Raw genomic sequence first — 25,656 nt, 5'->3', positions numbered from 1 at the left:
CTCACGGCGTGCCCGGGACTTGCTTGCAGGCGCGGCATGAGCCCGCGCACCACCGGCGCGCAGCGCCCCGCCACCGCCTCGCCGCGCGCCGGAGGCGCCTCGCAGGGGTCGCTCGTCACACCCGACGGCCGCTACCTGATCGTGCGCGGGCGCCTGTGGCGTCGGGCCAACCCCGCGCTGCCGGAGGACGCGCGGAGGCGCCTCGTCTCCGAGCTCATGGCGGCGCGGCGCGAGGTGGGACGCGCGCTGCGCGCGGGCGACGCGGGGGCGCTGCGCGCGGCCCGCCGTCGCGTGAACGAGGCGAAGATCGCGCTGGGCGAGCGGGGGCCGCCGTGGTGGAGCGACGGCGCGCCCGACGAGAACCGCCGCCTCGTCGCGTCCACGAGCTACGCGCGCTGGTACGACGCGCTTTGCGGGGAGGAAGGGCTTGCGCGGTAGCGTCGCCCGCGCAGGGCGAGCCCGAGCCTACCCCTATCCGGCGAGGACCTCGTCGAGCGAGCGGGCGCTCATCGCCCGCAGCAGCCAGCGCTGCAGCGTCGCGGGGTCCTGACAAGCCAGCAGGCGCGCGCGCGCCTCGTCCGGGCACGGGATGCCGCGCATGGCGAGCGCGGCCAGGAGGGCCTCTCGCAGGCCCGCCATGGCCGCCTCGGCTTGCGCCTGCACCTGCTGGGCCTGCGCCTGCGCCTGCTCCGCCTGCACCTGCGCCTGCTCCGCCTGCGCCTGCGCCTGCTCGGCCCTCGACTCCAGGCTCGCCATCATCCCCTTCAAGCGGCCGATCAGATCCGCGGAGCCGAACAGCTCGGCCATGCCGTAGAAAAACTGCAGCCGGTCGCCGACGACCGCCAGATCGAGGCCCAGCACCGCCGAAGCGTAACGCCCCATCTGCGGCACGATGCGCTGGTAGCGCTCGGCATCCGGCGCGGGCAGCCGATAGCCGTGGACCTGCTGCCGGAGCCGGTCGTACACGAAGTACTCCGGGATCCCCAGGCGCGCGTAGCGCTCGACATTGGCGACGAGATCCTTCTTCCGATCGCCCTGGTGCAGCACCTCCAGCACCAGGCTCAGCCCCCTACCCTCGTCGGCCACCACCCACGCCATCCGCGGGTCATCCTCGGGCTGCGGAACGTCCACCACGGCGAGGATGTCCGGCGCGAACACCTCTTCGCCCGGGTACAGGACCGCCAACTCCTCGGCGAGGTAGATGGCGCGCCCCGTCGTCCCGAAGTGCAACGTGAGCATGTCGATCGCCCGCCCCTTGGCCTTGTGGTGGGGCCGACCTTCGGCCATGGCGCTCTTCGGGTCCGACAGGGCGTCGAGGATCTTCACCAGCAGGCGCTCGCGCTCAGCCGGCGTCATCGCGCGCCATTCGGCCTCCGTCGGAGCGATCGGCGGGGGGGCGGGCGGCCCCGGCGTTCCGGAGGCGGGTAGGACCATGCCGAGGACCTTAGCACCGTCCTCGCCGAGGTAGCGGCGGCAGAAAGGACAGCGCATGTCGGATTCCCCTGCACGACGCGCAGGCAGCGGACGTAAGCGGGCTTCGCGCCGCCGACGCCGGGGTCGCTCACGTGCGCCCGTCAGCCCGGGCGGTTCGACGGTGAGCGGCCCGACCTGGCCAGCGCCCGGGACGCAGCCGAATCGCGGCGAGGGACGGCGCGCGTTCGTGTATAGATACCTGATGACCGCCCGGTCTCGGCGGATCGGGCCGTGGACCAGGGAGGACAGGGCAGATGAAGATAGCGACCTCGGCGTCGACCGCAGCGACGGCGGGCGCGGCGTTCGACGAGGCCATGTCCGCGCTCCGCGCGCGCCTCGGCGCAACACCCGACCACATCTTCCTGAGCTACACGGAGCGTCATGACGTGGACGAGCTCGCGCGCGCCACCGCGGCGCTCCCGGCGTCGGTCCGCGTCCACGGATCGAGCTCATGCCTGTCCGTCATGACCTCTGCCGGAGTCCACGGCATGTCCGGTCCCGGCCTCGCCCTGCTCGGGGTCGCCGACGCGCAAGGTGCTTATGGAGTCGCGGCCGAGCCGATCGGCGGGGCGCCGCGCGAAGCCGGCGCGCGCGCCGCGCGCCGCGCCATCGAGGACGCCGGGCGGGCCGGCGAGCTCCCGGCCCTGTTCTGGCTCACCGCGCAGACCGGCGCGGAGGAGGACATCCTGCTCGGCATCGCGGACGTGGTCGGCGCCAACGTGCCTGTGTTCGGCGGCTCCTCTGCGGCAGACTCCCTCGACGGGCAGCAATCGCAGCTGGAGCGCGGGCGCGCCTTCCGGGGCTCGGCGCTGCTGTCCGCCCTCTACCCGTCGGGGGAGATCTCGTATGCATTCAGCAGCGGCTACGTCCCCACCGAGCACCGCTGCCGCGTGACCCGCGCCGCGGGCAGGCGCCTGCCCGAAATCGACGGGCTCCCGGCCGCCGAGGTCTACAACCGATGGACCGGCGGCCTGATCTCCGCGCAGCTGGGCGGCGGCTCCATCCTGGAGCAGACCGCGCTGCACCCGCTCGGGCGGCCCTCGGGCTGGATCGGCAAGGTCCCCCAGTTCCTGCTCATCCATCCGAGCACCGTGGAGGCGGACAACTCCATGACGTTCAGCGCGAACATCCACGAGGGAGACGAGCTCGTGCTCATGAGCGGATCGCGGGAGAGCCTGATCGGCCGGGTCCGCTCCGTGGTCGACGCCGCGCTCGCGTCTGCGCCGCGCCCGTTCCGCGCGCAGGGCGCGCTCGTGATCTTCTGCGCCGGGTGCATGCTCGCCGTGCGCGACGAGCTCGACCGCGTGGTCCAGGGGGTGATCGCGTCGCTCGGGGAGACCCCCTTCCTCGGCAGGTTCACCTTCGGTGAACAAGGGTGCTTCACGCGGGGCAGGAACCAGCACGCCAACCTCTCCATCGCCGTCCTCCTGCTCGGGCAGTGAGATGTGATGGAGGACGAGGCTGCCCGAGAGACCATCGCCGAGCTGCAACGCGCGCGCGAGGAGGAGCGGGCGCTCCGCCTGGAGGCCGAGGGGCTGGCGGAGGCGCTCCTGCTCTTCACCGAGCCGGGGACCTTCGCGGAGACGCTGGCGCGCATCGTCGAGGCGACCGCGCGGACCGTCGGGGCCGCCGCCGGGCTCGTGATCGCCTTCGCCGAAGGCGCTGACGGCCACGTCGTCGCCTCCACCGATCCGCGCCTGTCAGCCACCGTGTGGCGGCGCGGGCCCGCGTTCGATCGCGCCCTCGCGGGCCGGCCGGTGGCCAGCTTCGACCTCGCCCAGCTCGCCGAGTGGCAGCGCCAGCCGGCGTCCGTCCTGGAGCGGTGCGGCTCCGCGCTCCACGCGCCCCTTCAGGCCGGCCCGGAGCGGGCGCTGCTCGTGCTCACCCATCCCGCGCGCGCCTTCTTCGACGCGCGCCATGTCAGCCTCGTCCGTCGCCTCCTGCCCGCGGCCTCGCAGGCGCTCGCGCGCGCCGCCGCCGAGGAGGAGCTCGCCCGGGCGCGCGAGCTCGCCCACGAGCGGGAGATCCAGGAGAAGCTCACGCTCATCGAGCACCAGCGCGCCGCGATGCGCGCCCTGTCCGTGCCCATCCTCGAGGTGTGGAGCCAGATCCTCTGCGTCCCCGTGATCGGCTCCATGGACGAGGAGCGCTGCGGGCACCTGATGGAGAGGCTCCTCGCCGCCGTGAACGCGACCAGGGCGCGCGCGGTGGTCATCGACGTCACCGGGCTCGACCGGATGGAGGCGAACGCGCTCACGCTCTTCGTGCGCGTGGCGGCGGCGGTGAGGCTCCTCGGCAGCGCCTGCGTGCTCGCCGGCATCGGCCCGGAGGTCGCCCGGGAGCTCGCGCGGGAGGGCGTCGCGTGGGGCGACGTCACGACGTACCGCCGCCTGCGCGACGCGCTGCGGGCGCTGCTCTCCGCTCGCGGGCGTCGATAGCGGGTCGTGGCCAAATTTGAACATGAAGACGGGAAGGCGGGAAGGAAACCTTCATGATCTTCCCGCCTTCCCGCCTTCATGTGGACTCTCCCTGGGCAACGTTGACCACGACCGCCGGGCCGACGCGCGCGCGCCGCTCAGGACGCCTTGCGGCGCGCCGAATCCCAGCCACGCCGGACGGCGCTCTTGGCCTCGTCCCACGTGCGCCCGCTCTTGAGGTCGTTCCACTCCTCCCGGAGCTTGCTCTCGACCCGATCGTCCCAGTCGCGGTGCTCGGTGTACTGGCCCGCCGCGCCCCAGCCGTAGCGCAGCCCCGGCTCGACGTCGTCCCAGTCGCTGTTGGGCACGTGCCGCGGCGGGATCGGCTGCTTGCCGAGCGCCTGCTTCACCGTGTCGTCCACGTCCTGGTTGAGCTCCTGCCCCTTGTTGTTCGTGAAGTCCGCCTTGGTCTGCTCCCAGTCGCGGCGCAGCGCTTCCTTCACGCGCTCCCAGCCGGACGTCTTGTGCTCATCCCACCACCTCGGATTGATCGCCTGCGTCATGGATACCTCCCATCGGTTGCGCGGAAAGGGGCCAGCACGGAGGCCGAGCCCGGCGCGTGAGGGGGGCCGTTACACGAACGATGCCGACGCGAGCGCACGCAGAAATAATTCTGTAAATGCAAATGGTTACAGCAGCGCCCGGGCCGCCGCCGCGCCGTCGCCCCGCAACTGGAGGGGGCGCCCCCGCGGCAGGCAGCCACGGATGAGACAAGCTGCCTCAGCGCATCCCCGGTGGGCTCCACGCGTCCCCGCGTCGGGGGGACGCGCCGGGGTCATCCGGCTGGGCACGCGCCCTCGCCCCACGCCGGCAGCGCGCAGCGGAGCGTCGCCCCCTCGCCGGGGACGCGCTCGGCCCACAGCCGGCCGCCGTGCGCCTCGACGATCGACCGGCTGATCGCCAGGCCCACGCCGAGCCCCCGGGCCTTCGTCGTGAAGAACGGCTCGAAGATCCGCTCGAGGTCCTCGGCCGGGACGCCCTCGCCGGAGTCCGTCACCGAGAGCTCGACGCGGCCTTCGCCGCCCGCATGCGTCCGGACCACCACGCGGCGCGCCTCGGGCGGGCGGCAGGAGACCGCATCGAGCGCGTTGACCAGCAGGTTGCTGAGCACCTGCTGCAGCCCGGCGGCGTCGCCCCAGACGCGCGGCAGGCCCGGCGCGAGCTCGCTCCGCACGGTCGCGCCCGCGCGGAGCGCGGCGCCCGCCAGCAGCCGGCGCACTTCGCGGACGAGCTCGTTCAGGTCCAGCGCGGCCGCGCCGAGCTCGCCCTCGCCGAGCCTCGCGCGCATCCGCTGGATCACCTCCGCGGCCCGGCGGTCGTCCGCCGCGATGTCGTCGAGCGCGGCGCGCACCTCGACGATGTCCGGCGGGGTCCGCGCGAGCAGCCGCTGCGCCGCCTGCGCGTTGCTCAGGATCGCGGCGAGCGGCTGGTTCAGCTCGTGCGCGATCGACGCCGCGAGCGCGCGCATCGCCGACACCCGGCTCCGGGCCGCGAGCTCCTCCCGGGCCGCCTGCGCCTCGCCCTCGGCGGCCCGGCTCAGCGCCATCGTGCGCTCGAGGCGCTGGATCTCCGCGCGGAGCGCCTCCGTCCGCCGCGCCACCTCGAGCTCCACCGAGGCCCGGGCGCGCGCGAGCTCCTCGTGCATGTCCGACAGCGCCCTCGCCGCCGCGCGCGCGGCGAGCTGCGCCCGCACGCGCGCCACGAGCTCCTCGCGGACGAACGGCCTGGCCACGCCGTCGACCGCGCCGAGCTCGATCCCCCGCGCCCGGCCCGCCGCGTCGCCGAGCGCGGTCATGAAGAGGACCGGGATCTCGTGCGTCGCCGGATCCTCCTTGAGGCGGCGGCAGAGCTCGAACCCGGAGAGGCCCGGCACCGCGGCGTCGAGCAGGACCAGATCGGGCTCCTCGCAGCGGATCTGCTGGAGCGCCGCCTCCCCATCGCCGACCTCCGCGACGTCGAACGGCTGGCCCGAGAGGGCCGCCGCGACCAGCCCGCGGCTCTCGACGTCGCCGTCCACGATCAGGACGAGCGGCGGTCGGGCTCGCGCCAGCCGGGAGCCCGACGCCAGCGGGTCGGCGCGCGCGTCGAGCGCGTCGCCGCCCTGGACCCCCTCGGCGACCTGAGCGCGGGATCGAGGTGCTGCCATGACAGACAGTCTGTGCCACGCTTCCCCCGCCGTCGACCATGGGACCTTGGTCTCAGGGCGCGCCCTCGCCCTCGCGCCACTCCGGCAGCGTGCAGCGGAACGTCGCCCCCTGGCCGGGGCCGCACTCGGCCCACAGCCGGCCACCGTGCGCCTCGACGATCGAGCGGCTGATGGCGAGGCCGACGCCGAGCCCCTGGACCTTCGACGTGAAGAACGGCTCGAAGATCCGCTCGAGGTCCGCCGGGGGGACCCCCGCACCGGAGTCTGCCACCGAGAGCTCGACGCCGCCGCCGTCGGCCGCGCGGGCCCGCACCACCAGGAGGCGCGCCTCGGGCGGACGGCGGGAGACCGCGTCGAGCGCGTTGACGAGGAGGTTGAGGAGCACCTGCTGGAGCTGGATGCCGTCGCCCCGGACGCGCGGCAGGCCCGGCGCGAGCTCGATCCGCACGGTCGCGCCCGCGAGGAGCGCCGCGCTGGCCAGGAGCCGGGCCACCTCGCGGACGAGCTCGCGGAGGTCCAGCGCGACCGCGCTGAGCTCGCCCTTGCGGAGCATCGCGCGCATCCGCTCGATGACCTTCCCGGCGCGGCGGCCGTCCGCCGCGATGTCGTCGAGCGCGGCGCGCGCCTCGGCGATGTCCGGCGGGGCCTGCCCCAGGAGCCGCTGCGCCGCCTGCGCGTTGCTCAGGATGGCGGCGAGCGGCTGGTTCAGCTCGTGCGCGATCGAGGCCGCGAGCTCGCTCATCGCCGACACCCGGTTGAGGTGGGCGAGCTCCTCCTGGGCCTTCCGCACCTTGAGCTCGGCGGCCCGGTTCAGCTCGAGCTCGCGCTCCAGGCGCTGGTTGGCCGCGCGCAGCTCCTCCGTCCGCCGCGCCACGTCGAGCTCCAGCGACGCCCGGGCGGCCGCGAGCTCCTCGTTCTTCTCGGACAGCGCCCTCGCGGCGGCGTGGATCGCGAGCTGCGTCCGCACGCGGGCCACGAGCTCCTCGCGGACGAACGGCTTGCTCACGTAATCGACCGCGCCGAGCTCGAGCCCGCGCACCCGGCTCGCCGTGTCGGAGAGCACGGTCATGAACAGGACGGGGACGGCGCGCGTCGCCGGATCTTCCTTGAGCCGGCGGCAGACCTCGAAGCCGGAGAGGCCAGGCATCACGGCGTCGAGCAGGACGAGATCGGGCGCCTCGCGCCGGATCTGCCGCAGCGCCATCTCCCCGTCGATGGCCACGGCGAGGGTGATCGGCTGGCCCGCGAGGGCCTCGGAGAGCAGCTTGAGGCTGCTGGGGTCGTCATCCACCAGCAAGACGAGCGCGCGGCGGTCCGACGCCATGGGGAGAGCAGATGCCAGCGCGCCGTCGGGTGCGTCAAGCGCTTCGCTGCTCGGCCCGCCTGCCCGCGGTTGACGCCCTCGGTGGGTTCGGCGTGAATGCGGCGCTGCCATGGACGTGACCGGGCCCACGGTGTTCGTTGTGGACGACGACCCCTCGGTGCTGCGCGCCCTCGAGCGGCTGCTGCGCTCGGCGGGGTATGCGGTGGAGGGGTACGCGTCGCCCGAAGCGTTCCTGGAGCGCGCCCCCTCGGAGCGGCCGGGCTGCGTGGTCGTCGATCTGCGCATGCCCGGCCTGGGCGGGCTCGAGCTGCAGGACGAGCTCGCGCGCCGGGGGTGCCCGCTGCCGGTCGTGTTCCTGACCGGCCACGGCGACGTGTCGAGCTCGGTGCGGGCGATGAAGGCGGGCGCGGTCGACTTCCTCGCGAAGCCCTGCGACGACACCGACCTGCTCGCGGCGGTGGAGCGCGCCATCGCGCGCGACGCCGAGGCGCGCGCCGCCCGGGGCGCGCAGCAGGCGCTGCGGACGCGCTTCGAGGCGCTGACCCCGCGCGAGCGCGAGGTGTGCCTGCGGGTCGCGCAGGGGCTCCTGAACAAGCAGATCGCCGATGAGCTCGGCGCGGCGGAGAAGACGATCAAGGTGCACCGCGGCCGGGTGATGGAGAAGCTCGGCGTGGAAACGGTGGCGGAGCTCGTGCGGCTCGTGGATCGGCTCCAGGGGCCGTGATCGGCGAGCGGACAGGCTCGATCGGTTCGCGGGCTGCGGCGACTTCACACGGGCCGCCGAGGGGCGCGCATCCAGCGAGACTCGACCTTGCTGTCGACCACGACCTCGCCGCCCACGTTCACGGCCGGGAGCCCCGTCCCCACCGCGACCCGCGCCTCAGCTGCTGGCCACGAATCGCACCCGCTCCGTCCCCTCGATCATCTGCAGCGCGAACTGCGCCGCCGTGAAGGGCAGCTCCGCCCGCACCGGCGCGAGCGCCGCCTTCATCCGCTCCGCCAGCCCCGCGATGTCGACCACCTGCCTGTCCGCGTGGCGCCACGGGACCACGACGGCCTCCGGCTGGCTGACCCCCGACGGGTCCCGCAGGTTCTTCGTGAACTCCTGCCCTCCGGCCTCCTGCGCGTCGAGCCCGTAGTGCATCGCCTCCGGCGCCTGGAACACGTCCAGCGTCTTCACCTCCCCCGCGAAGAGCACGAGGAGCGCGTCCGAGGCGAGCCGGTCGAACCGCAGCGGCGTCAGCGCGTCGGTCGCCGGCGGGATGACGCTCGGGTCCGGCAGCCGCTCCGGGTAGCCCTCCACGACCAGGGCCGGCCAGCCCGAGACCACGCTCGACCGCATCAGGAACCCGCTCACCCGCTGCGGCCCCTCCGAGCGGCTCGCCCGCACCGTGCGCGCGTGCTCGAGATCCGCGTTCGTCACGCGGCCCACGCTGCGCGCCCCGTCGAGCAGGCACTCCACCCAGGCCGGGTCCACGCAGAAGAACCGCAGCCCCTCGACGGGCAGCAGGCGCTCGTCCGGCACCAGGTAGCTGAACGGGAGCCCCACCAGGTGCTCCAGGTCGGCGAGCCACTCGGCCACGGCCTCCGGCATCTCCACCGGCTCCGACCGCGTTTGCCGCAGCGGCAGCCGCCGCGCCGCCCGCTGCCGCATCGCGTGCCGCTGCTGCGCGCTCTCGCGCGTCCAGCGCAGCAGCTCCAGCGCCACGCGCGTGTTCGCCAGCGTCCGCAGCCGCCCGAGCTCCCACGCGGCCGCGTACGAGACGTCGAACATGCCCGTGTCCGGGTCGTAGCGCACGAGCTCGTCCGCGCACTCCGCCGGCAGTTTGACCTCCTCCGCGCCGATCCCGGGCGCGAACGGCCCGCGGTAGAACGACACGCTCTTGCTCCCCCGGCGCATCCGGTGCGGCAGCGGCAAGTAGCCCTGCTCGAGGTACGGCGCCGCCGGGCTCGCCGGCGGCAGCGCCTCCGGCAAAGGCGCCCGCAGCTCGGCCGGCGCCCGGTCGAGCCCCTTGAGCAGCTCGCTGAAGCTCTGCTCCGGGTCCACGCTGTCGAACGTCCAGCTCGCGAGGCTCACCAGCCGGATCCACTCGTCGGGCCCGGCGCCCTGAGCATGGAAGACCCCGTTCGGGTAGCACTTCTCCAGCGAGACGAGGTGCACGGTGCTCGTGCCGTTCGGCTCGGGCAGGCGATTGCAGACGACCGTCGCGTCGAGGTCCCCCTCGGGCACCTCGTTGCCGTCCTTGCGCTGGTGGGCGTGCGCGAGCAGCGCGAGCTCCGCCGCGGTCGGCAGGAGGTGCTGCAGCGTCTTCCACTGCACGTCGATCACCGTGACCTCGTCCGACGCCTGCTGCCCCTCCTCCAGCGCCACCCCCTTGGGGAAACGCGCCGTCGTCGCGGATGTCTCGATGAGCTCGCCCAGCGTGAGGGTCTGCACCCGCGGCTTCTCCACGCCCTCGTCGACGAAGTCCGACGCGCGGAACAGGAGCAGCGCCATCCAGGAGCGGTTCTCGTCCACGAGGCCCGGCAGGCGCTCCCAGGGGAGCGTGCTGCGGCTCAGCGTGATGTGCGGGAGCACGTTCGCGTGCTCCCCCACGCTGCCGGGCGGAGGGAACATCGCCACGATGTCCTCCGGCCCGAGCGGGCCGAAGCGCTCCCCGAGGACCGCGAAGATGAGCCGCCGCTTCGGGAAGTCGTGGCTCGGGATCTTCCCGGCGGCCTCGAGGATCTGCTGGATCTCGACCTTGTACGTCCCGCTCTCCAGCGCCGGCTGGTGGAACTCCAGGAACTCGATCGTCCCGTCCTCGCTCGGCGTCCGGAGCGACCCGCGGACGCGCAGCCCCGACCCTCGCAACGCGCGCAAATTGACAGACGGCATGGCTCTCCCTCGTGCATCCGTGGTGGGCGCCGCCTACGCGGCGGCGCTCGTGTCCTTCACCTGCGGGGCGAACACGAAGGTGTCCGCGACGCCCGCGTCCAGCGCCACGTCCGCGGCCGGGTCGAAGCCCAGCGCGGCGAGCAGCACGTCCCTGCCTGCGTGACCCGCGATCGAGCCCTGGATCGCCGCGCGGCGCGCGGCGTCGTCCCCCGCGGCCGCGCGGAACGCGGGCAGCGCCGCGAAGGCGTGGGCGCCGAGGGCGTCGCCCGGCTCGAACAGCAGGAGCCTCACGGCCACGTCGTCGGTGTCCCCGCCCTTCGGCGGCTGCGCGGGCTCGATGCGCAGGCCGCTCAGCGCGCCCTCCACGAACGGGGTCCCGTTGACGTCGGGGAAGCGCAGCCGGTCGCCGTTCATCCGCGGCTCCCCCCACACCGCGGCGGGCGCCCTCCGCTGCAGGGCGGTGAGCGTGAACTTGTCGCGCTCCACGCCCACCCCGTCGCGCCAGATGGAGACGTGGAGCTCGCTCCGGAGGTTGCCCGCCGTCACGCCCATGGGCGCCACGCCGAACGCGGCGTTGCCCCTCGCCGGCGAGCTCACCCCCGGGTGGTAGGCCTCCTTGATCGGGATCACCGAGTCGATCGTGAGCGCGACGTCCTTCGGGTTGACCACCCACAGCGCATCGCCCGTGACCGTCTTGACCTGCCGCATCAGGCCCTCGGCCACCGCGATGCTGCAGACCTCCTCGTCCGCGGGCAGGAGCGACGCGCGGAACTCGGGCCATTCGATGGGCACCGGCCCGAACGCGTCCCGGTTGCCGAACCTGACGGTCACCGAGAACAGGAAGACCTTGAGCTTGGCGTAGCCGCCGAGGTCCGGGCCCCACACGTGCAGCTCGGCGCCCAGGCTGGCCGAGAGGGGTCCCAGCCCGAACTTGAAGTGCTGGCGCAGGTGCACGTCGTAGCAGTACGGCTTCCAGCAGATGAGGAAGTCGGCGCCCATGCGGAAGGACGCCCAGGCGGGGCCGGCCTCGAAATCGGCCGCGAAGCTGCCGCCCGCCATCACCGCGTGGGCGCACAGCGCCATGTAGGCCTCGCCCCGGAGCGACAGCGTGCTCCCGAGCCTCAGGTCGAAGCCGACGCGCGGCACCGTGGGGTAGTGCTTCGGGACCTTGAACGACGGGTGGTAGCCGCCGATCGTGAACACGAAGTCGCCGGCCCTCTCGCCCGCGAACCAGGTGGCGAAGGCGAACCCGCCCGTCAGCCGGCACGACGGCGACAGCAGGTACGACGCGTCCGTGAGCTGCCCCTGCACGAGGAGGGTCCCCTCGAACGGGGCGAAGCGCGCCTGCAGCGCCGTCTCCATCACGACGAGGGGCTCCGGGACGCCGAACGGCACCTCCAGCCGCGTGAGGCCGAGCAGGCCGAGCTCGAAGCGGTCGCCGAGCTCCGCCGTCAGCAGCGCGAACCCCTCGAGCATCTTGAACGAGGTGAACTTGACCCCGATCGCCAGGAAGCCCGCGTCCGGCGCGATCTTGATGTACCGGGAGAGCTCGCGGAGCTGGCCCGCGGCGACCACGCCGGGGTCGTCCGTGTCGTCGTCGCCGGAGCCGTCCATCGCCTGGGCCACCAGCGGGAAGCGCGCGACGTCCTCCAGGCGGGGGTCCTCGAGCGAGCGCCCGTAGCCGAAGCCGGCCGAGAGGCCGGTCACGAAGAAGAACGGCGGACCGCCGAGCGGGTACTTGAGGGTCGCGTACAGGAACAGCGACGGCCGCTCCTCGACGTAGGCGTAGGCCCCGATCGCCGCGAGGCCGATGGACGCGGGCGGCTTGCCGCCGCTCGCCTTGAGGCGGAGCTCCAGCGCGGCCATGCCGGCGTACTCTTCGTACCCGTCGCGCTCGCTGCGCAGGAACGCGCCGCCGACCCGCAGCGCGTCGTTCTCGTAGGCGAGGCCGAAGCCGTCGAGACGGAGCTCCGGGTCGCCCCCGGGCAGCGGGAGGCGCACCGAGACCCCGTTCAGCAGCAGGCGGAGGGGGCCCACCGAGAGGACGACCTCCGGGACGAGCTCCGCGGCCCCGTCGCTGTACGTCAGGCCGAGCCGCGCGAAGTGCACCGGGCCGACGGCGCGCTGCACGTCGATCCAGGCGCCGTTCTGGCCGACGGTGACGAGGGCGTCGTCCGGCGCGCTCCGCGGCGCGCGCCCGGCCGACCGCCCCGCCGCCGCGAGGAACGGGTTCCACGAGCCGGAGCGCGGCCGGAGCGGCGTGTACCACGTCTGCCGGATGTCCCCGAACGCGGCGTACCCGACGAGGTGCGCCCCGCGCGTGAGGTCCTGCGCGCTGGAGCTCGACGGCCGGATGAGGAACGGAGACTCCAGGTCCTCCAGCACCCCGTTCAGCGCCTTGAGCTCCTTGTGCGTCCAGTCGTGCGTCGTCGCGAGCAGCTCGAGCGTGAAGTCGGCCTGCGCCTTCCCGTCCTCGAAGTACAGGCCCACGAGCGGCAGCTGCCCGAGGTTCACGCCGGCGTGGAAGCCCACGCCCACGAGGATCCTGCTCCCCAGGCCGCTGCCGACGCGCCCCGTGACGACCGCGACGACGTTGCCCCCGAGGGGGATCTCGAGCTCCTCCGGGATCAGCGCGGCGAGGCCCGGCGCGACGCCGCCGAACAGGGCGTGCAGGGGGATGGCCGGCTCGCCGGTGACGTTGAGCTGGGCGACGTACATGTCGCCCATCTTGCTGGTGAACTGCCCCTCGAACACGAGCCGGACATCGTCGGAGACCGGGACATCGATCTTGCCCCCGTACTCGGCGGGGCGCTTCCCTCCGATGGGGTCCGGCTTGATCACGATGTTCATCCCGAGGATCAGGTGCTGGGCCTCGCCCTCGTTGTCCTCGGAGACCTTGATGCCGACCGCGAAGGCGATCTCGTACTGGTTCTTCTGCTGGTTGGCGTAGAACTCCGCGCTCTGGAGCGGGAGCTGCTCGTCGAGGGTGCCCAGGAAGCCGGGGAAGAAGTCCACCTGGAACTGGACGTGCAGCGCCTCGCGCAGCGTCCGGATGCTGGCGAGTTCGTCTTCGCCGATCACGATGTCAAGGGCCATGGCATGCCTCCTGGGTCCGCTGGCTGAGGGTCAGTATTTGATGATGTAGTTGACAACCGTGTACGGCTGCATGTTGTTGTGGGGCTGCCCTCCGCCGGCGGAAGCGATGGAGATGTTTGCTCTGCCGGAGTGTGTGGTTTGTTGTTGGCCATGCCCCGTATCGGCATTCGGAAAGAAACCGCTGCCGTCGTTGTCCTCGCCGGAAACGGTATTGATTTGATGGGTATGCCCGGAATCAGTCGCCGTATGGCTGTGAGCCGGCATCTCTTCCGTGGTCAGGACATGCGTGAACTCTCCCCCCATCATTCCCAGAGAATATTCACCATGAACACCGATCGGCACCCGGGCTGCCAGGGAGGGGAGTCGAAAGCTATCGCTCGGGGGGGGAGAAGATCCCTTGTACGTGTCGCCGATGGCTGCGTACAGTTCCGGGTAGTCGCTCTTCTTTTTCTCCTCCCCTCTGCAAAGCAGCCAACCTTCAGGCGCCGCGGCACCAGCGTAGGCGACGATGGTGCCCACCGGGACCAGGAAGCCGGTCTTGTCCTTGGCCCTCCCCTCGGGGGTGAGGCGCAGCGCATCGACGCGCTGGCTCCCTTTCTGGGTGCGCAGGACGAGCCCGATGTCGCGCGTCGAGCCCTCGTCGCATGCCTGGAGATAGGCCAGGTTGCTCGTGGCGCGCTCGCGCAGCTGGACGTCCCCGGGGAGCTCGACCCTGGCCTGGGATCCGGTGCGGGCGTCGGCCCACAAGACCGGCTCGTTGCTGACGCCGCTGGTGCCGTGGAGGGTCAGCTTGCCGGGCGCCGTCGTGCCGACGCCGAGGCGCAGCTTGCCATTGCTGAGCAGCTCCATCAGAGGCTCCTCCGCCTCCTGCTTGAAGAACTGCGCGACCTGGTCTTCGCCATTCTTATCCGTATCGGACCGGAACCTGAGCGGACCCGTGTTCTGGAGCTGGCCGCTGTCGAGCAGCAGGTCTCCGTTGCGCACGTAGAGCCTGGCGTCCGGCGCGTTCCCCCCGACCCCGATGCGGTCGCGCTCGTCACCCCGGCCGAAGACGAGCGGCGCCTTCTCGATCGGGCAGAGGATCTCCCCGTCCCAGTAGCCGGGCACGGCGCTGTAGCGGAGCTCGAGGTCCGCCGTCCCGCTCGGGTGCAGCGTCGCGAGGTTGCTCAGCGTCAGCGTGAGCGACTCCTGCGGCGCGAGCTCCACGGCGCTCCCGGGGGTGAGCACCCACTCCAGCAGATCGCCGTCGGCGCTCTCCGTGGGACCCGAGGCCGTCCAGCCGGCGAGCGCGACCGAAACCCCGTTCACCTGGTCCTTGGTGCCGAGCGCCCACGGCTGCGCCGCCGGGGTCCCCACGGGCAGCGCCACCACGAGGCGGGATGTCCGCTCCGGCTGGTTGGCGTCGTAGACGAAGCGGAGCTTCTGCTGGCTCCTCGGCGAGGCGCTGTTCACGAGGCGCAGGGTCAACGTGTTCGTCTGGTTGTCCACGTTGAGGACCCGGCTCGGCCCGTCGAAGCGTACCCGCAGCGGGATATCCGGCCTCCCCCGCCGGTCGCGCACCCCGAGGCGCAGCGTGTCTTCCAGGAGGTAGTCCCCGCCCTGCCCGGGACCGCGCAGGTTGAGGGGGAACACATTGGCAGCGTCGAAGCGCTCCACGACGGAGATCTTCGGCCAGGAGAGGTCCAGGACCACCTCGGCGCCGGCGTCGGGCGTCGCGGACACGCCCTGGAGCAGCACCACCAGCCCGTCTCCCCGCGCGATCGTGACGTCAGGGCTGCACCAGGCCAGGTACAGGTCCGTCGTGCCGTCCTTGCGGTCGATGCGCAGGACGTCCCAGTCCGCCCCCACCACGCGCGTCTCCCGCGAGGCCAGCGCGCCCGCCGGGAAACACAGCCGGAAATGGTGCGCGCCCGCCCCCTCGCCCGCGGACGGCCGCTGGCGCAGGAGGATCGTCTCGTCGGTCAGGATGTTGAGGATATCGAGCTGGAGCGCCTGGCCGGAGCCGAGCTTCTCGATGAGCAGCACGTTCTCCAGGCGCTCGCCGCGGGCGTTGAACAGCTCGTAGCTGACCTTGAACCCGAACGGCATCTTCTTTTCAGTCTGTGACGTCATCGTCGTTCCCTCTTCCTTGGGTTGCCGGCCGGGGTCAGGTCTTGATGATGTGGTGGAGGATCTGGTTCGTCGGCGTCTGGGCGCTCGCGCTCAGGTCGGGGACACGGAACTTGCCCTCCGCGGCGTCGCCATAGGTGGTGCCGAGGAGGTCAGACAGCTCCTGGTGGTCCTTGCTGTCATGCTCGGCCCCGTCGCACATCAGCCATCCCTCGGGGGCGGGAGGCGCGGTGCCGGCGTAGGCGACGACGGTGCCCACCGGGACCACGAAGCCGGAAGCGTCCTTGAACCGGCCGCGCAGGAGGCGCAACGTCCCGTCGCCGAGCAGCTCCATCAGGGGAACCGCTTCGTTCTGCTTGAGGAAGCGGGCCACGGCCTGGCCGTCCGCCAGGCCGGAGCGGAACGTGAGCGAGTGCGCGCTCTGGAACTCCGCCCATACCGAGCCCAAGCGCAACCTTCCGAGGAAAGACAGCGACATCAGGAGCTCATCCTCTTTGTTGAAGAACTGCGCGACGGGGTTGTCGTCGAGGGTCTTGTGAAAGGACCGGAACTTCAACGGCTGGGCATGCTGGATCTCACCGGTATCGATCAGCATGTCACCCCTGTGCAGGTGGAGCACAGCGGACGGCTCGGCATGTGCGATCCCGACGTTGTCGTGGGTGCCGCTCCGACCGAAGCGGAGCGGCGACTTCTCGATCGGGCAGAGGATCTCCCCGTCCGAGTAGCCGGGAATGGCGCTGTAGCGGAGATCGAGGTACGCCGTCCCGCTCGGGTGCGTCGTCGCCATGTCGCTCAGCGTCAGCGTGAGGGACTCCCGCGGCGCGATCGTCACGTCCTTCGTGGGGGTGAGCTCCCACTCGAGCAGGTCGCCGTCAGCGTTCAGCGTGGGCCCGGAGACCGTCCAGTCGGCGAGCGTGATCTTCGTACGTTCTAGCAAAGACTCGGAACCAAGCGCCCATGGCTGCGCCTCGGCGGTCCCCACGGGCAGCGCCACGACCAGGCGGGAGCTCTTCGCGGGATCGGGGTCGTGGTGGAAGCGGAGGATCTCCTGGCTTTGCGGCGAAGCGCTGTTGACGAGACGAAGGGTCAGCGTGGTGTTCGGGGTCGTGGGGTAGTTGATCACCTGATTGGACCCTTCGAAGCACGCCCGAAGCGGGATGTCCGGCCTCCCCCTCCGGTCGCGCACGCCGAGGGCGAGTTGCTGGGCCAGGGCGCAGTCCGAGCCCGCGCTGCCCTCGGGCGGGACGAGGTGGAAGACGTTGGGATCATCGGGGCCCTCCGGCACGGCGAGCGCCGGCCAGGAGAGGTCCACGACCACCTCGGCGGCGGCCTCGGGGCTCGCGTACACGCCCTGGACCAGCAGCATCAGCCGGTCTCCCGGCGCGATCCGGACGTCCGGGCTGCGCCAGGCCACGTACACGTCCGTCGAGCCGTCCTCGCGGTCGACGCGCCGGATGTCCCAGTCCGCCCCCACCACGCGCGTCTCCCGCGCGGCCAGCGCGCCCGCCGCGAAGCGCAGCCGGAAGTGGTGCGCGCCCAGCACCTCGCCCGCGGATGGCCGCTGGCACAGGACGATCGCCTCGTCGGTCAGGAGGTTGGCGATGTCGAGCCGGAGCGTGTGGCCGGCGCCCGGGTTCTCGAGGAGCAGCGTGTTCCGTAGCCGCTCGCCGCGCGCGTTGAACAGCTCGTAGCTGACCTCGAACCCGAACGGCATCTTCTTATTGGTCTCTTCCGTCATGATGTCTTCCCTCTCCACCAAAGGCCGCGCGGCCCCTCGCTCGCTCGCCACGAACCGCACCCGCCAGAGCCCCTCTTCGGGTTCGCCAGGTGGGGTCGATGCTCGATGATGACGTCGAGATCGCCCTAGCCGCCCGATCCCTCGGTGCGCCGCAGCATCAGCCAGCCCTCGCGGAGCTCCTGCGGCGCGGCGAACGCGGCGCGGGCGTTCGGCGGCGCGAGCGCGCTCGTCTCGGCCCAGTCGCCGCCGGCCTCCTGCGTCACCCACGACCACACGTGCCCCGGCTGCCGCGGCACCTCCAGCCGGAGCGCCCCCTGGTCCGTGAGCAGCGGCGCCGTCAGGAAGCTGACCTCCATCGCGTCGAGCGCCTCGCGGTAGTGCGCCGGCGCCAGGCGGAGCTGCGAGCTCGGCAGCACGCCCGTGGTCGCGTGCACCTGGCCCCCCGGGTCGAGCAGCATCGTCACGCGCTGCTCCGGCCCGTCGGGCGTGCGCTCGATGTGCAGCGATCCGTCAGCGTAGGTATGGATCTTGTCGTGCCCGATCGCGCGGAGCTGCGGCGAGTAGAACACCCCCTCCGCGTACGACCCGTCGTCCTGCTCCAGGAAGTAGCCCACGAGGCCGTCGTCGAGCTGCGCGAACTCGCCGAGCCGCACGGGGATCTTCACCTGCTCCAGCCCGCGGGTCGTGGTCGTGCCCTCGCCCGTCACGTCGGCCACCGCGCTCGGATCGAAGGCCGGCGGCCCCTGGAGCTCCAGCGCGAACGCGGCTCGCACCACCGCCACGGGCCGCGCCACGAGCAGCGCCCGGCCCGGGTTCGCGGCGTTCGCCTCGGGATCGATGGTGTCGAGCGCCGTCCGCTGCGCCGAGAGGAAGAGGCGCAGGAAGTCCGGGCCCTGAGCGCGCACGTGCTTGACGACCCGATCGAGGTGAGCGTTCGGGAGCTGGAAGTCGCCGCGCGCGTCCATCCGCACCCGGCCGCCGCTCTCCGGCGCGGTGCGCCACGTGTTGCCGCGGTCGAGCGCGCCGAGCGCGCGGCCCTCCTTGTCGTAGACCGCGAGCGCGCCGTCGAGGGTGTTCACCAGCAGGAACCCACACACCGGGTTGGTGTCCGGGTGCTCGCTCGTGCGCTGGCGCGCGCCCTCCAGCGGCTCCGCCGGCAGCCACTCGAAGCGCAGGCGCGCCGGCTGCGAGAGCCGGGGCGTGAGCAGGACGTGGTAGAGGAGCCCCTCGGACGGCGTCTGGTCGGTCGTGGTGATGACCTTCGCGTCGCCGGACGACTCGAGGTCGACCACGTCCTTCGCCTGCCCGAACGTGTCCACCAGCGTGAGGCCGGTGATCGACATCGCCCCGGCGCGCAGCGGGTTGAAGCGATCGAACGCGAGCGGCCGGCGCTGGATGCTGCGGCCCATCGCGTCGCGCGCCGTGTCCGTGTAGAAGAGATCCTCCGAGTCGTCGCGGGCCGTGGGCAAGGCGATCCCGAGCTGCATCGTCGGCTCGCGGAGGAGCAGCACCTTGTTGAAGTTGCCGAGCGACTGGGCCAGGCACGGCGCCCGCTCCAGCTCCTCGTAGGCCCACAGCGCGGTGAACACGGGGTCCTCGATCCCCGGCGCCGGCGTCGTCTGCCCGAGGTACCAGGCCTTGATCTCGGCGAAGTGCTGCTCGAGGTAGCCCTTGCCTCGCTCGTCGTCGGGGACGTCGTGCTCCTCGTAGTAGACCTGCAAGACGCCGTGATCGAGGTAGTGGACGAGGCGCTCGCGCACCTCCAGGCCCGCCGACGGCGTCAGCAGGCTGACGCCCGTGTAGCTGCTGACCATCGACGAGAAGCTGTCCTCCTGCCCCGGCAGGAGGGCGTGATCCACCGCCTGCGTGTCGAGCTTGTAGTGCGCGCGCACGAGCTCGGGGTCGTAGTCGCCGTTCTCGTCGCGGCCGCAGGAGGCGACGTGGAAGGACCAGTGCATCAGGAACGGGTTCCACGGCGGCTCCGCCCAGACGTTCCCCTCGTCCTCGCCGAGCCCTGCGAGGTAGGCCTGCAAGGCGGCGACGGTGGCGTCCGGCAGCGCCGCCAGGTCGAGCGCCGCGTCCACGCGGTCGCACGGGAGCAGATCGTCGTCTGCGCCGCCCTTCCAGATCGCGCCCGCCGCCGCCTCGCCCGTGATGAGCAGGACCGGATCGGCCGGCTCGTAATAAGGCGCCGCCGGCAGCGTGCGCACGGCGAACGGCGCGGCCGCCCCCGCCTCGGTCGCGTTGTACGCCAGCACGGCCGATTGCAGCGCCTCGAGCGCCGCCGCGAGCCGCCTCGCGATCGACGACGAAGGCGGCGGGATCTCCAGCAGGAGCCCCTCGGCGTCCGCGCGCACGGGATAGACGACGCCGCGGTCGTGGATCTCCCACGCCTCGTCCCGCTGCAGCACCACGACCGTGTGATCGGCGGACAGCTTGAACGCTTCGTCGATGCAGTTGGGGAACTCGACGGGCCAGACCCAGTAATCGTCGCCCGACTCGTCCAGATCGAAGGGGGCGCCCGCGTTGAGGCTCGCCACGTAGTCGGCGTAGTAGCTGCTCAGGCGGGAGACGATCCGGTGGACCACGGGCTCGACGCGGGCGCGGAAGCCGCCGGTCGCCTCGTCCTGCTCGAGCGCCAGCTGCCCCAGGGAGGTGCGCCGGCGCCGCACGGGCACGACGTAGCCCTCGAAGAAGTTGACGCCCACGACCTCCCTCGCGTTCACGAGGGCGTGCCAGCGGACGTACATCCGCTGGCGCAGGTGCTCGAGCTCGTCGAGCGCGCGCTGGTGCTCGTCCTGGAGCGTGTTCAGCGCCTCGAGCAGGCCCGCCCATTCGGGCGGCTGCGCCCGCGCCGCGCGCGCCGGCGCCCGGCGCAGCCGCGCGAACAGGTCCCCCGCGCCCTCGGTCTCCGGCTGGACCGCCCACCGGACGCCGGCCGCGTGCGAGGCGAACCCCCGCTCGTGGCGCGCCTCGTAGAGGATCGCGTCGAGGTCGAGCCGGTGCCCCTCCAGCCGGTCCGCGAGCTGCAGCGCCTCGAGCTGGTCCTCGATGAGGCGGCGCTTCGCGAGGGACTCCTCGTTGCTCTCGGGCGCGTGCAGGTAGGCCAGGTAGGCGGCCAGCGCCTCCGTCTCGGTCTGCCCCACGGCGAGCGCGGGCGGGGGCAGGTCGCGGACGACATCCCGCGCGGCCCGCGCGCCCGGCGCGAACGTGAGCCGCGCGTGGAAGAGCGTCGCCTGCGGCAGCGCCTCGCCCGGCTCGGCCGCCGCGAGCGTCCACTCGAGCTTCTCCTCGAGCAGCGCCTTCAGCTTCGCCGGCGTGTCGGCCGCGGCGAGCAGCGGGGCCAGGCAGTCGCGCGGCGGGTCGCCGTACCAGCCGATGACGTCGTAACGCAGCCCCGCTGGCGGCGTGCGCGTCGGGAAGTCCTCGTCCCGGAACCCGAACACGGTGCGGCAGTTCGGGTAGAACGACGCGAACGTCGCCCGCACCGGATCGAGGACCGCGACCTCCGTCTCGGGCCCGACGGCCGTGAGCGCCGCGAGGTAGTCGTTCTCCGGTTTCGCGTGCTCGGTGCGCCACTCCGCGAGCGGCAGGGCGCGCCCGAGGAAGCGATAGCGATACCCCTCTCCCGGCGCCGGATCGGGCACGGCCATCACGTTGACCGGCGCCTCCCCCTCGCTCTCGATCTCGTCGCCCCAGCCCTCCGGGTAGAGGTAATCGCTCTCCACCACCCATTGCCGCTCCGGCTGCCCCCCGCCGCTGCGCAGGATCAGCCACCGGTTCGGCACGTGCGGGAACCGCGTCCCCTGCGCCTCGTGTTCCCCCCGGGCCAGGGCGTCCGGCAGGAGCCAGTGCAGGTGGATGCCGGGCAGGAGCGGCAGATCCCGCGAGAACGGCGGCGCGAGGATGTGCTCGCTCAGGTTGGGGTTGTCGTCGTAGTCGACCCCTCCGGCCCTGAACGGCAGCCGGCGGTAGTCCGCCATGGCCCGGACCACACGCCTTCGGTCCTTGGCGGCGTCGTCGTCGCCGTCGTCCAGGCACATGGCCTGTAGCCGGAGAGGAACCCGGAGAAAGCGCTGCGCGTTGCTCGTTGCCGTCATGTCTGCCCCGCTCCGCGATCCGTCGATCAGGGTTGTTGGTGAAGCGTCGTCTGGTGGGCCCCGCCCTCGCCCCGAACGCAGGGCGGCGACCGGCGAGGCGCGCTGTCCGCGCATCGCCGAGGCGCGTCGTACGTAGCCGCGAGCGCCGGGCCGCTTCTATGGGACCTTGGTCCCATGGCGGCCGGCGCGGACGCGCGATAGCGAGGGCGCCGGGCCCTCCCAGCCGATCCACGCGCCGGACGAGCGACATGACGCGTGGAGCGCACGGCCACGAGGAGAAACGGTGTCAGCTTTCGCCCGGCGCCGGCGCGCAAGCGCAGCGACCCCGACCAGACCGTTTCCGGTGCCGGAGCCAAGCTCAGTCGGCGCGAAGCTCTCGGCCGCGCTGCCCTTGACCCACCGGACACGGTCTGGGAAAGGCTGCCGCGCTGGTAATGCTCAACTTTGAGCCTCAGTGCTCAACTTTGCCTGATCGGCATGGCGACTGACGATCTCGCCGCGTAGGGTCGGCCCAAGGAAGTGCAGCCCGCGAGCGCGCCAACGCTCCGGGCTGCGTGGCCGAACCCCGCGACAACGAGGTCCGACGATGCAGTTGTACCTGATCCCACCCGACGGTGGGCAAGGCGGACGTGTACCTACACGCCGCGGTCCCCGTTCCACGTCCTTGACCGAGGTGGAGGCGATGCGCCTCCGCGCCGCCCTGCGCAACCTGCGCGGGCTCTTCGGCAGCTGGGCATGCCTCGCTGCCGCCATGGCCGTCCCCAAGCGACCATCACAAACTTCGTGTACGGCTCGCACCCGAACACGACGCATGGCCTCGCCGCGAAGGCGGCGCGCGCCGCCGGCGTGCCCGTGGATCGCCTCCTGGGGGCTCCCACGGCGGCCGACCGCTGCCCGACGTGCGGGAGGAGCGCATGAAGCGCCCGCGGAAGGGGGCGAAGAGCCCGCCTGCCGCGCGACATTGCCGGAAGCGACCGAGCATCGAGGCGCTCCTCGCAGAGCGCGGCGTCATCGTCGCCGTGCTCATCTCCAGCGGCGTGCCGCAGCGCGACCGTGCCGACGTGGAGCAAGAGATCCTGCTCGGCGCGTGGCGCTCGGTGAAGCGCGGCATGTACCGGCCGGCGCCCGCGCAGGACGCCCGCAAGGCGCTCCGCGCGTGGCTGTACGGCATCGCGTGGCGCAAGACGGGGCACTACCTGCACAGCGCGTGGGTGCGGCGAGCGGTGCTTCACGCGCAGCCTCTCGGCAGGCTCCGCGAGCCCGTTGGCATCGACCTACACGCCCAGATCGAGGCGCGCGAGGTGTTGGCGGCGCTGGCCGACCTGCCCGACTGGCAGCGGGAGGCGCTGCTCTCTGTGGACGAGCCGGAGAGCCTCGTTGCGTACGCCCGGCGGCGCGGCATGAAGCCGGGCACGGCTGCGTCAAGGCTCAGGATCGCCCGCGAGACGCTGGCCCTGCGGCTGAGGAGGCGCCGATGAGCCGCTACGTCCCGCTGATGTTCCGCGACCCGACGCGCCGCGTGACGCTCACGCTCCCCGCCCGACCGGTCACGCGCTGCGTCTCGCCCGACGACGTCGAGCGCTACCTGAGCGCGCGCGGCTACCGCGCGTTCCACGTCTCCATACCCGTCCGGCCATGGCGCGTCGCCGTGCTGTGGTTCCCGCCCATCGGGCCGGACGGGCACAACCGGCCGAGCTACCACGACCGCTACGTGGAGGGACCGCAGGTCAGCGCCCATCGCCTGGAGGACGCCGTCGAGGCCATCGCCCGCATCGAGGGCCGCGCGCCGGGCGAGGTCCTGCGCGAGATCGCCGTCATGGCGCAGATGGCCGAGGACGGCGGGTAGCCCAGCCAGTTCACAGCGGCGAGCCGGCTCCGTATCGCCCGCGCCATGCTGGCCATGCGGATCCAGAGGTGGCGCCGATGAGCACCCGTCCCATGACGGGCCCCAATGTATGCGTCATCGACGGACGCTCGCGGCGCCGCTGCGTCGCGACGTCAGCACACCTTTCCGAGTTCCGTCGCACTCGTCGTAAGTTCCCGCTCTGCCTCGGGAGAGAGCACAAGTTCCGTTACCAGCATAACTGAGCCGGGGTCCGAGATCACTCGCTCGCCAACAATCATCTCTTTCGAGGTTGAGCCGTGCTGGGACCTGCTGCTTCCAGGCTTTCTGTTCTTGTTCATGGCACACACCTCCGCCTCATCGTTCATTATTACGCTTTTCGATGTAGGATGTCAACCCTGAACAAGCAGCGGTTGCGATAGTTTCGATTCTCTTGTTGAAGAACTTTCTCTTGCTTGAGTCCAAGTACACGACCGCGATGACCTTGCTTGCTCCGCCTCGTTTGCCTCCCTTTATCGGAATCGCTAGCCATTCGCGCCTAGTCATCGAGAGAGTTTCAGCCTCCTCTCTCTTGAAATGCCACTTGTGCGTCATCTCCTCGATGAACTTGTCTCCGTCGGTATTGACCAACTCACCCTTGGTTGGCCTTCCGGTTATAGCGGCACGCCCGATCACTCCAGCGCGAAGAGACACCTTGCGTCCCGGTTCTCCGCCGTCTCCTCCGACGTAGTGAACGCACTGCACCAACTCGTCTCCAACAACGTTGTAGACAGTTATCCGCAGAGTCTGTCGCTCCGCCTCGCTGTCACCAATCTTTCCTACGTTCTTGAGTACGCTGTACATCACGTGAAGACACGCAGTTAGGTCCTTTGGGCTTTCGTGGTCCGCCTGCTTTTTGTCTTTGTGTCTGGCGCCGTTTAGACAGATTATGGTAGTGATAAACACCGCCAGGGCGCTGACGGCGGCGCCGATAAATGTGTTCGTTGGCGGTGTTTCACCAGGCCAATTCATCGCCATGGTAGCGATGGATCCAGCAAGGGCGACAGCGGCTGGAGCACCGACTCGCGTGACCTCGGTCGCTGTCCACGGCGTGCGAGAGAGCCCTGGAAAGGTTGTGCGTTCTTGCGCCACGGGTTTGTGGCGAATGTACAGAATCCTGTCGTGCGCCTCAACGGCCTCGAACGATGGCTAGAACAGGCTCATCTGCTCCCAGCAGCCCGGCTTCGGCGGCGGCTCTGACGGCGGAGCCTCCGGCTTGCTCGCCGCAGGCGGCGTAGGCGCCACCGGCGCAGCCGGCGCGCTCCCGACCAGCCGCAGGAACCCACGCCCGTTCGGCAGGGCCCTTGCGGGCGCCGCAGGCGATCCGGCGGGCTGCTCGGGCAGCTTCAGCGCCTTCGGCGTCGGCGGCTCCGTGGGCGTCTCGGCGAGCGCCACCGCGACGAGCTCCTCGATGCTCCAGACGTGGTCGGTCAGCCCGGCCTCCATCGCCGGAGTGACGCGCAGCGCCTCGTGCGGGCGGCAGAAGTTGTAGAACGCCATGTGCAGCGCGACGGCCGCCTTGTGGTGCGGCAGGCGCTTGCTGAACCCGTTGCAGAGCCGGGTGAACCGGCGGATGTGCATGCGGATCGTGAGGTTCTGCCGCTCGACGTGGCTCGTGCTCGCCCGCTTCACGTCGGGCACGCCGAAGACGGGCGTGCGGGTGATGAACGGGTCGCGCGGGGGCTCGTACCGGTGATCGTCGTCCCGGCGAGCCTTCCGGCTGTAGTTCTTGACGACCTGGGCGTAGTCGACCGAGCCCGGGAACGATGCTCCCACGGCCGCGACGTAGGACACCCAGCCGTCGCTGTAGAGCTGGGGGACGGTCACCAGCCGAGCCCGGAGGTCCCGGATGAAGGCGCTGGTGTTCGCCTCGTCGCGCTTGCCGACCCGGTAGGCGATGACGAGCTTCGACGCGCTCGCCATGCCGACGAACACGTACGCCTCGCCGACCTCCGGCGAGTCGCCCGGCACGACGCGCGCCTGCTTCTTCTGCACGTAGCTCCAGATCTCGTCGACCTGGACCGTGCGGCAGTCGACGTCGCGCACGAGCCGGTTGTGGAGCCGCTCGCAGCCTTCGCCGACCCGGAGCAGCAGCGACAGGATCGCCGGCTGGCTCACGCTGGTGAGCCTCGACGTGGGCCGGATGCCCGCTCCCTCGACAAGATGCGCCACGACCTCGACGCGCTTCGCCATCGGCAGCACGTGTGCCATGCAGGGCCTTGCCTCTCCCCAGATATGGCCTCATGCTGCGCCTTGCGACGTGCGCTGGACGGGCCACCGTCCGGTGTTCCGCAGCCCTGTCTCCGGGGACCAGCCGGGGGCAGGGCGCTTTGCTAAGTACCCTGTAAGATAGCAACGAAACGCCTATGTTCCCCGGCGTTTCTGAGCAGATAGGACACGGGTTGTCCTAGCCAACGTGCGCGTTTACAGCCT

18 protein-coding genes are annotated in these 25,656 nt (G+C 71.7%); 6 read left to right on the top strand and 12 right to left on the bottom strand.

Translation table 11 applies throughout. From position 1 onward, the window contains the following. The first annotated feature begins 36 nt into the window (after positions 1-36). A complete protein-coding gene (locus WME83_RS13930) occupies positions 37-438 on the top strand; it encodes a hypothetical protein (RefSeq protein ID WP_437319768.1) in 402 nt (133 codons plus the stop codon). A 33-nt stretch (positions 439-471) separates the two neighbouring features. Here the strand turns inward: WME83_RS13930 and WME83_RS13925 are convergent, their stop codons facing one another. Beyond that, positions 472-1,491: a Uma2 family endonuclease gene (locus WME83_RS13925; RefSeq protein ID WP_437319767.1), complete on the bottom strand. Its 1,020-nt coding sequence runs from the start codon at positions 1,489-1,491 to the stop codon at positions 472-474. A 236-nt stretch (positions 1,492-1,727) separates the two neighbouring features. Here WME83_RS13925 and WME83_RS13920 point away from each other — a divergent pair, with 236 nt between their 5' ends. Both WME83_RS13920 and WME83_RS13915 read left to right on the top strand, forming a co-directional pair. Further along, positions 1,728-2,915, top strand: a complete 1,188-nt coding sequence (locus tag WME83_RS13920; protein WP_437319766.1) for an FIST signal transduction protein — start codon at positions 1,728-1,730, stop codon at positions 2,913-2,915. A 6-nt stretch (positions 2,916-2,921) separates the two neighbouring features. After that, a complete protein-coding gene (locus tag WME83_RS13915; RefSeq protein WP_437319765.1) occupies positions 2,922-3,911 on the top strand; it encodes an STAS domain-containing protein in 990 nt (329 codons plus the stop codon). 137 nt (positions 3,912-4,048) lie between these two features. Here WME83_RS13915 and WME83_RS13910 read toward each other — a convergent pair whose 3' ends face one another. The 3 genes from WME83_RS13910 to WME83_RS13900 all read right to left on the bottom strand — a co-directional run bounded on the left by WME83_RS13910 (position 4,049) and on the right by WME83_RS13900 (position 7,420). Then, positions 4,049-4,453, bottom strand: coding sequence for a hypothetical protein (locus WME83_RS13910; RefSeq protein WP_437319764.1), 405 nt, complete (start codon positions 4,451-4,453; stop codon positions 4,049-4,051). A gap of 272 nt (positions 4,454-4,725) precedes the next feature. Next, the gene (locus tag WME83_RS13905; protein ID WP_437319763.1) at positions 4,726-6,096 is read right to left on the bottom strand and encodes a hybrid sensor histidine kinase/response regulator; all 1,371 of its coding nucleotides are present in this window, start codon (positions 6,094-6,096) and stop codon (positions 4,726-4,728) included. Positions 6,097-6,148: 52 nt separating this feature from the next. Then, positions 6,149-7,420: a hybrid sensor histidine kinase/response regulator gene (locus tag WME83_RS13900; protein WP_437319762.1), complete on the bottom strand. Its 1,272-nt coding sequence runs from the start codon at positions 7,418-7,420 to the stop codon at positions 6,149-6,151. A 109-nt stretch (positions 7,421-7,529) separates the two neighbouring features. Between WME83_RS13900 and WME83_RS13895 the strand changes: the two genes are divergently transcribed. Further along, the gene (locus WME83_RS13895; protein ID WP_437319761.1) at positions 7,530-8,144 is read left to right on the top strand and encodes a response regulator transcription factor; all 615 of its coding nucleotides are present in this window, start codon (positions 7,530-7,532) and stop codon (positions 8,142-8,144) included. Positions 8,145-8,300: 156 nt separating this feature from the next. On the opposite strand, the gene WME83_RS13890 is transcribed toward WME83_RS13895, so the two are convergent. The 5 genes from WME83_RS13890 to WME83_RS13870 form a co-directional block, all read right to left on the bottom strand. Continuing rightward, entirely contained in the window at positions 8,301-10,298 is a 1,998-nt protein-coding gene (locus WME83_RS13890; RefSeq protein WP_437319760.1) for a hypothetical protein, read from the bottom strand. A 33-nt stretch (positions 10,299-10,331) separates the two neighbouring features. After that, positions 10,332-13,394, bottom strand: coding sequence for a DUF6603 domain-containing protein (locus WME83_RS13885; protein ID WP_437319759.1), 3,063 nt, complete (start codon positions 13,392-13,394; stop codon positions 10,332-10,334). 30 nt (positions 13,395-13,424) lie between these two features. After that, positions 13,425-15,506, bottom strand: a complete 2,082-nt coding sequence (locus WME83_RS13880; RefSeq protein ID WP_437319758.1) for a phage tail protein — start codon at positions 15,504-15,506, stop codon at positions 13,425-13,427. Positions 15,507-15,540: 34 nt separating this feature from the next. Next, complete coding sequence (locus WME83_RS13875) at positions 15,541-17,241, bottom strand: phage tail protein (protein ID WP_437319757.1); 1,701 nt, start codon at positions 17,239-17,241, stop codon at positions 15,541-15,543. 125 nt (positions 17,242-17,366) lie between these two features. Next, entirely contained in the window at positions 17,367-21,341 is a 3,975-nt protein-coding gene (locus WME83_RS13870) for a hypothetical protein (RefSeq protein WP_437319756.1), read from the bottom strand. Between the two features lie 914 nt (positions 21,342-22,255). Here WME83_RS13870 and WME83_RS13865 point away from each other — a divergent pair. Together WME83_RS13865 and WME83_RS13860 are read left to right on the top strand one after the other, a co-directional pair. Beyond that, on the top strand, positions 22,256-22,819 hold the full coding sequence (locus WME83_RS13865) for an RNA polymerase sigma factor (RefSeq protein WP_437319755.1): 564 nt from the start codon (positions 22,256-22,258) through the stop codon (positions 22,817-22,819). Beyond that, positions 22,816-23,187 carry a hypothetical protein gene (locus WME83_RS13860; protein ID WP_437319754.1) on the top strand — a complete coding sequence of 124 codons (372 nt, stop codon included), beginning with the start codon at positions 22,816-22,818 and terminating at the stop codon, positions 23,185-23,187. The genes WME83_RS13865 and WME83_RS13860 overlap by 4 nt, the downstream gene beginning before the upstream one ends. 152 nt (positions 23,188-23,339) lie before the next feature. Here the strand turns inward: WME83_RS13860 and WME83_RS13855 are convergent, their stop codons facing one another. The 3 genes from WME83_RS13855 to WME83_RS13845 form a co-directional block, all read right to left on the bottom strand. Further along, positions 23,340-23,525 carry a hypothetical protein gene (locus tag WME83_RS13855; RefSeq protein WP_437319753.1) on the bottom strand — a complete coding sequence of 62 codons (186 nt, stop codon included), beginning with the start codon at positions 23,523-23,525 and terminating at the stop codon, positions 23,340-23,342. A 16-nt stretch (positions 23,526-23,541) separates the two neighbouring features. Continuing rightward, entirely contained in the window at positions 23,542-24,201 is a 660-nt protein-coding gene (locus WME83_RS13850) for a hypothetical protein (RefSeq protein ID WP_437319752.1), read from the bottom strand. Between the two features lie 171 nt (positions 24,202-24,372). After that, complete coding sequence (locus WME83_RS13845) at positions 24,373-25,434, bottom strand: IS1 family transposase (protein WP_437319751.1); 1,062 nt, start codon at positions 25,432-25,434, stop codon at positions 24,373-24,375. Positions 25,435-25,656 lie beyond the last annotated feature (222 nt).

Source organism: Sorangium sp. So ce385 (assembly GCF_051474135.1).
Lineage (GTDB): Bacteria > Myxococcota_A > Polyangia > Polyangiales > Polyangiaceae > Sorangium > Sorangium cellulosum_D.
Note: the sequence above shows the minus strand (reverse complement) of the source record. Positions and strands in the feature narration are given on the sequence as shown.

What these genes read in the sequence shown, in the direction of transcription:
- WME83_RS13875 (WP_437319757.1), bottom strand. Translation starts at nt 17,241, where the DNA reads ATGACGGAAGAGACCAATAAGAAGATGCCGTTCGGGTTCGAGGTCAGC.
- WME83_RS13855 (WP_437319753.1), bottom strand. Translation starts at nt 23,525, where the DNA reads ATGAACAAGAACAGAAAGCCTGGAAGCAGCAGGTCCCAGCACGGCTCA.
- WME83_RS13930 (WP_437319768.1), top strand. Translation starts at nt 37, where the DNA reads ATGAGCCCGCGCACCACCGGCGCGCAGCGCCCCGCCACCGCCTCGCCG.
- WME83_RS13870 (WP_437319756.1), bottom strand. Translation starts at nt 21,341, where the DNA reads ATGACGGCAACGAGCAACGCGCAGCGCTTTCTCCGGGTTCCTCTCCGG.
- WME83_RS13865 (WP_437319755.1), top strand. Translation starts at nt 22,256, where the DNA reads ATGAAGCGCCCGCGGAAGGGGGCGAAGAGCCCGCCTGCCGCGCGACAT.
- WME83_RS13895 (WP_437319761.1), top strand. Translation starts at nt 7,530, where the DNA reads ATGGACGTGACCGGGCCCACGGTGTTCGTTGTGGACGACGACCCCTCG.
- WME83_RS13925 (WP_437319767.1), bottom strand. Translation starts at nt 1,491, where the DNA reads ATGCGCTGTCCTTTCTGCCGCCGCTACCTCGGCGAGGACGGTGCTAAG.
- WME83_RS13905 (WP_437319763.1), bottom strand. Translation starts at nt 6,096, where the DNA reads ATGGCAGCACCTCGATCCCGCGCTCAGGTCGCCGAGGGGGTCCAGGGC.
- WME83_RS13850 (WP_437319752.1), bottom strand. Translation starts at nt 24,201, where the DNA reads ATGGCGATGAATTGGCCTGGTGAAACACCGCCAACGAACACATTTATC.
- WME83_RS13915 (WP_437319765.1), top strand. Translation starts at nt 2,922, where the DNA reads ATGGAGGACGAGGCTGCCCGAGAGACCATCGCCGAGCTGCAACGCGCG.
- WME83_RS13845 (WP_437319751.1), bottom strand. Translation starts at nt 25,434, where the DNA reads ATGGCACACGTGCTGCCGATGGCGAAGCGCGTCGAGGTCGTGGCGCAT.
- WME83_RS13860 (WP_437319754.1), top strand. Translation starts at nt 22,816, where the DNA reads ATGAGCCGCTACGTCCCGCTGATGTTCCGCGACCCGACGCGCCGCGTG.
- WME83_RS13920 (WP_437319766.1), top strand. Translation starts at nt 1,728, where the DNA reads ATGAAGATAGCGACCTCGGCGTCGACCGCAGCGACGGCGGGCGCGGCG.
- WME83_RS13910 (WP_437319764.1), bottom strand. Translation starts at nt 4,453, where the DNA reads ATGACGCAGGCGATCAATCCGAGGTGGTGGGATGAGCACAAGACGTCC.
- WME83_RS13885 (WP_437319759.1), bottom strand. Translation starts at nt 13,394, where the DNA reads ATGGCCCTTGACATCGTGATCGGCGAAGACGAACTCGCCAGCATCCGG.
- WME83_RS13880 (WP_437319758.1), bottom strand. Translation starts at nt 15,506, where the DNA reads ATGACGTCACAGACTGAAAAGAAGATGCCGTTCGGGTTCAAGGTCAGC.
- WME83_RS13900 (WP_437319762.1), bottom strand. Translation starts at nt 7,420, where the DNA reads ATGGCGTCGGACCGCCGCGCGCTCGTCTTGCTGGTGGATGACGACCCC.
- WME83_RS13890 (WP_437319760.1), bottom strand. Translation starts at nt 10,298, where the DNA reads ATGCCGTCTGTCAATTTGCGCGCGTTGCGAGGGTCGGGGCTGCGCGTC.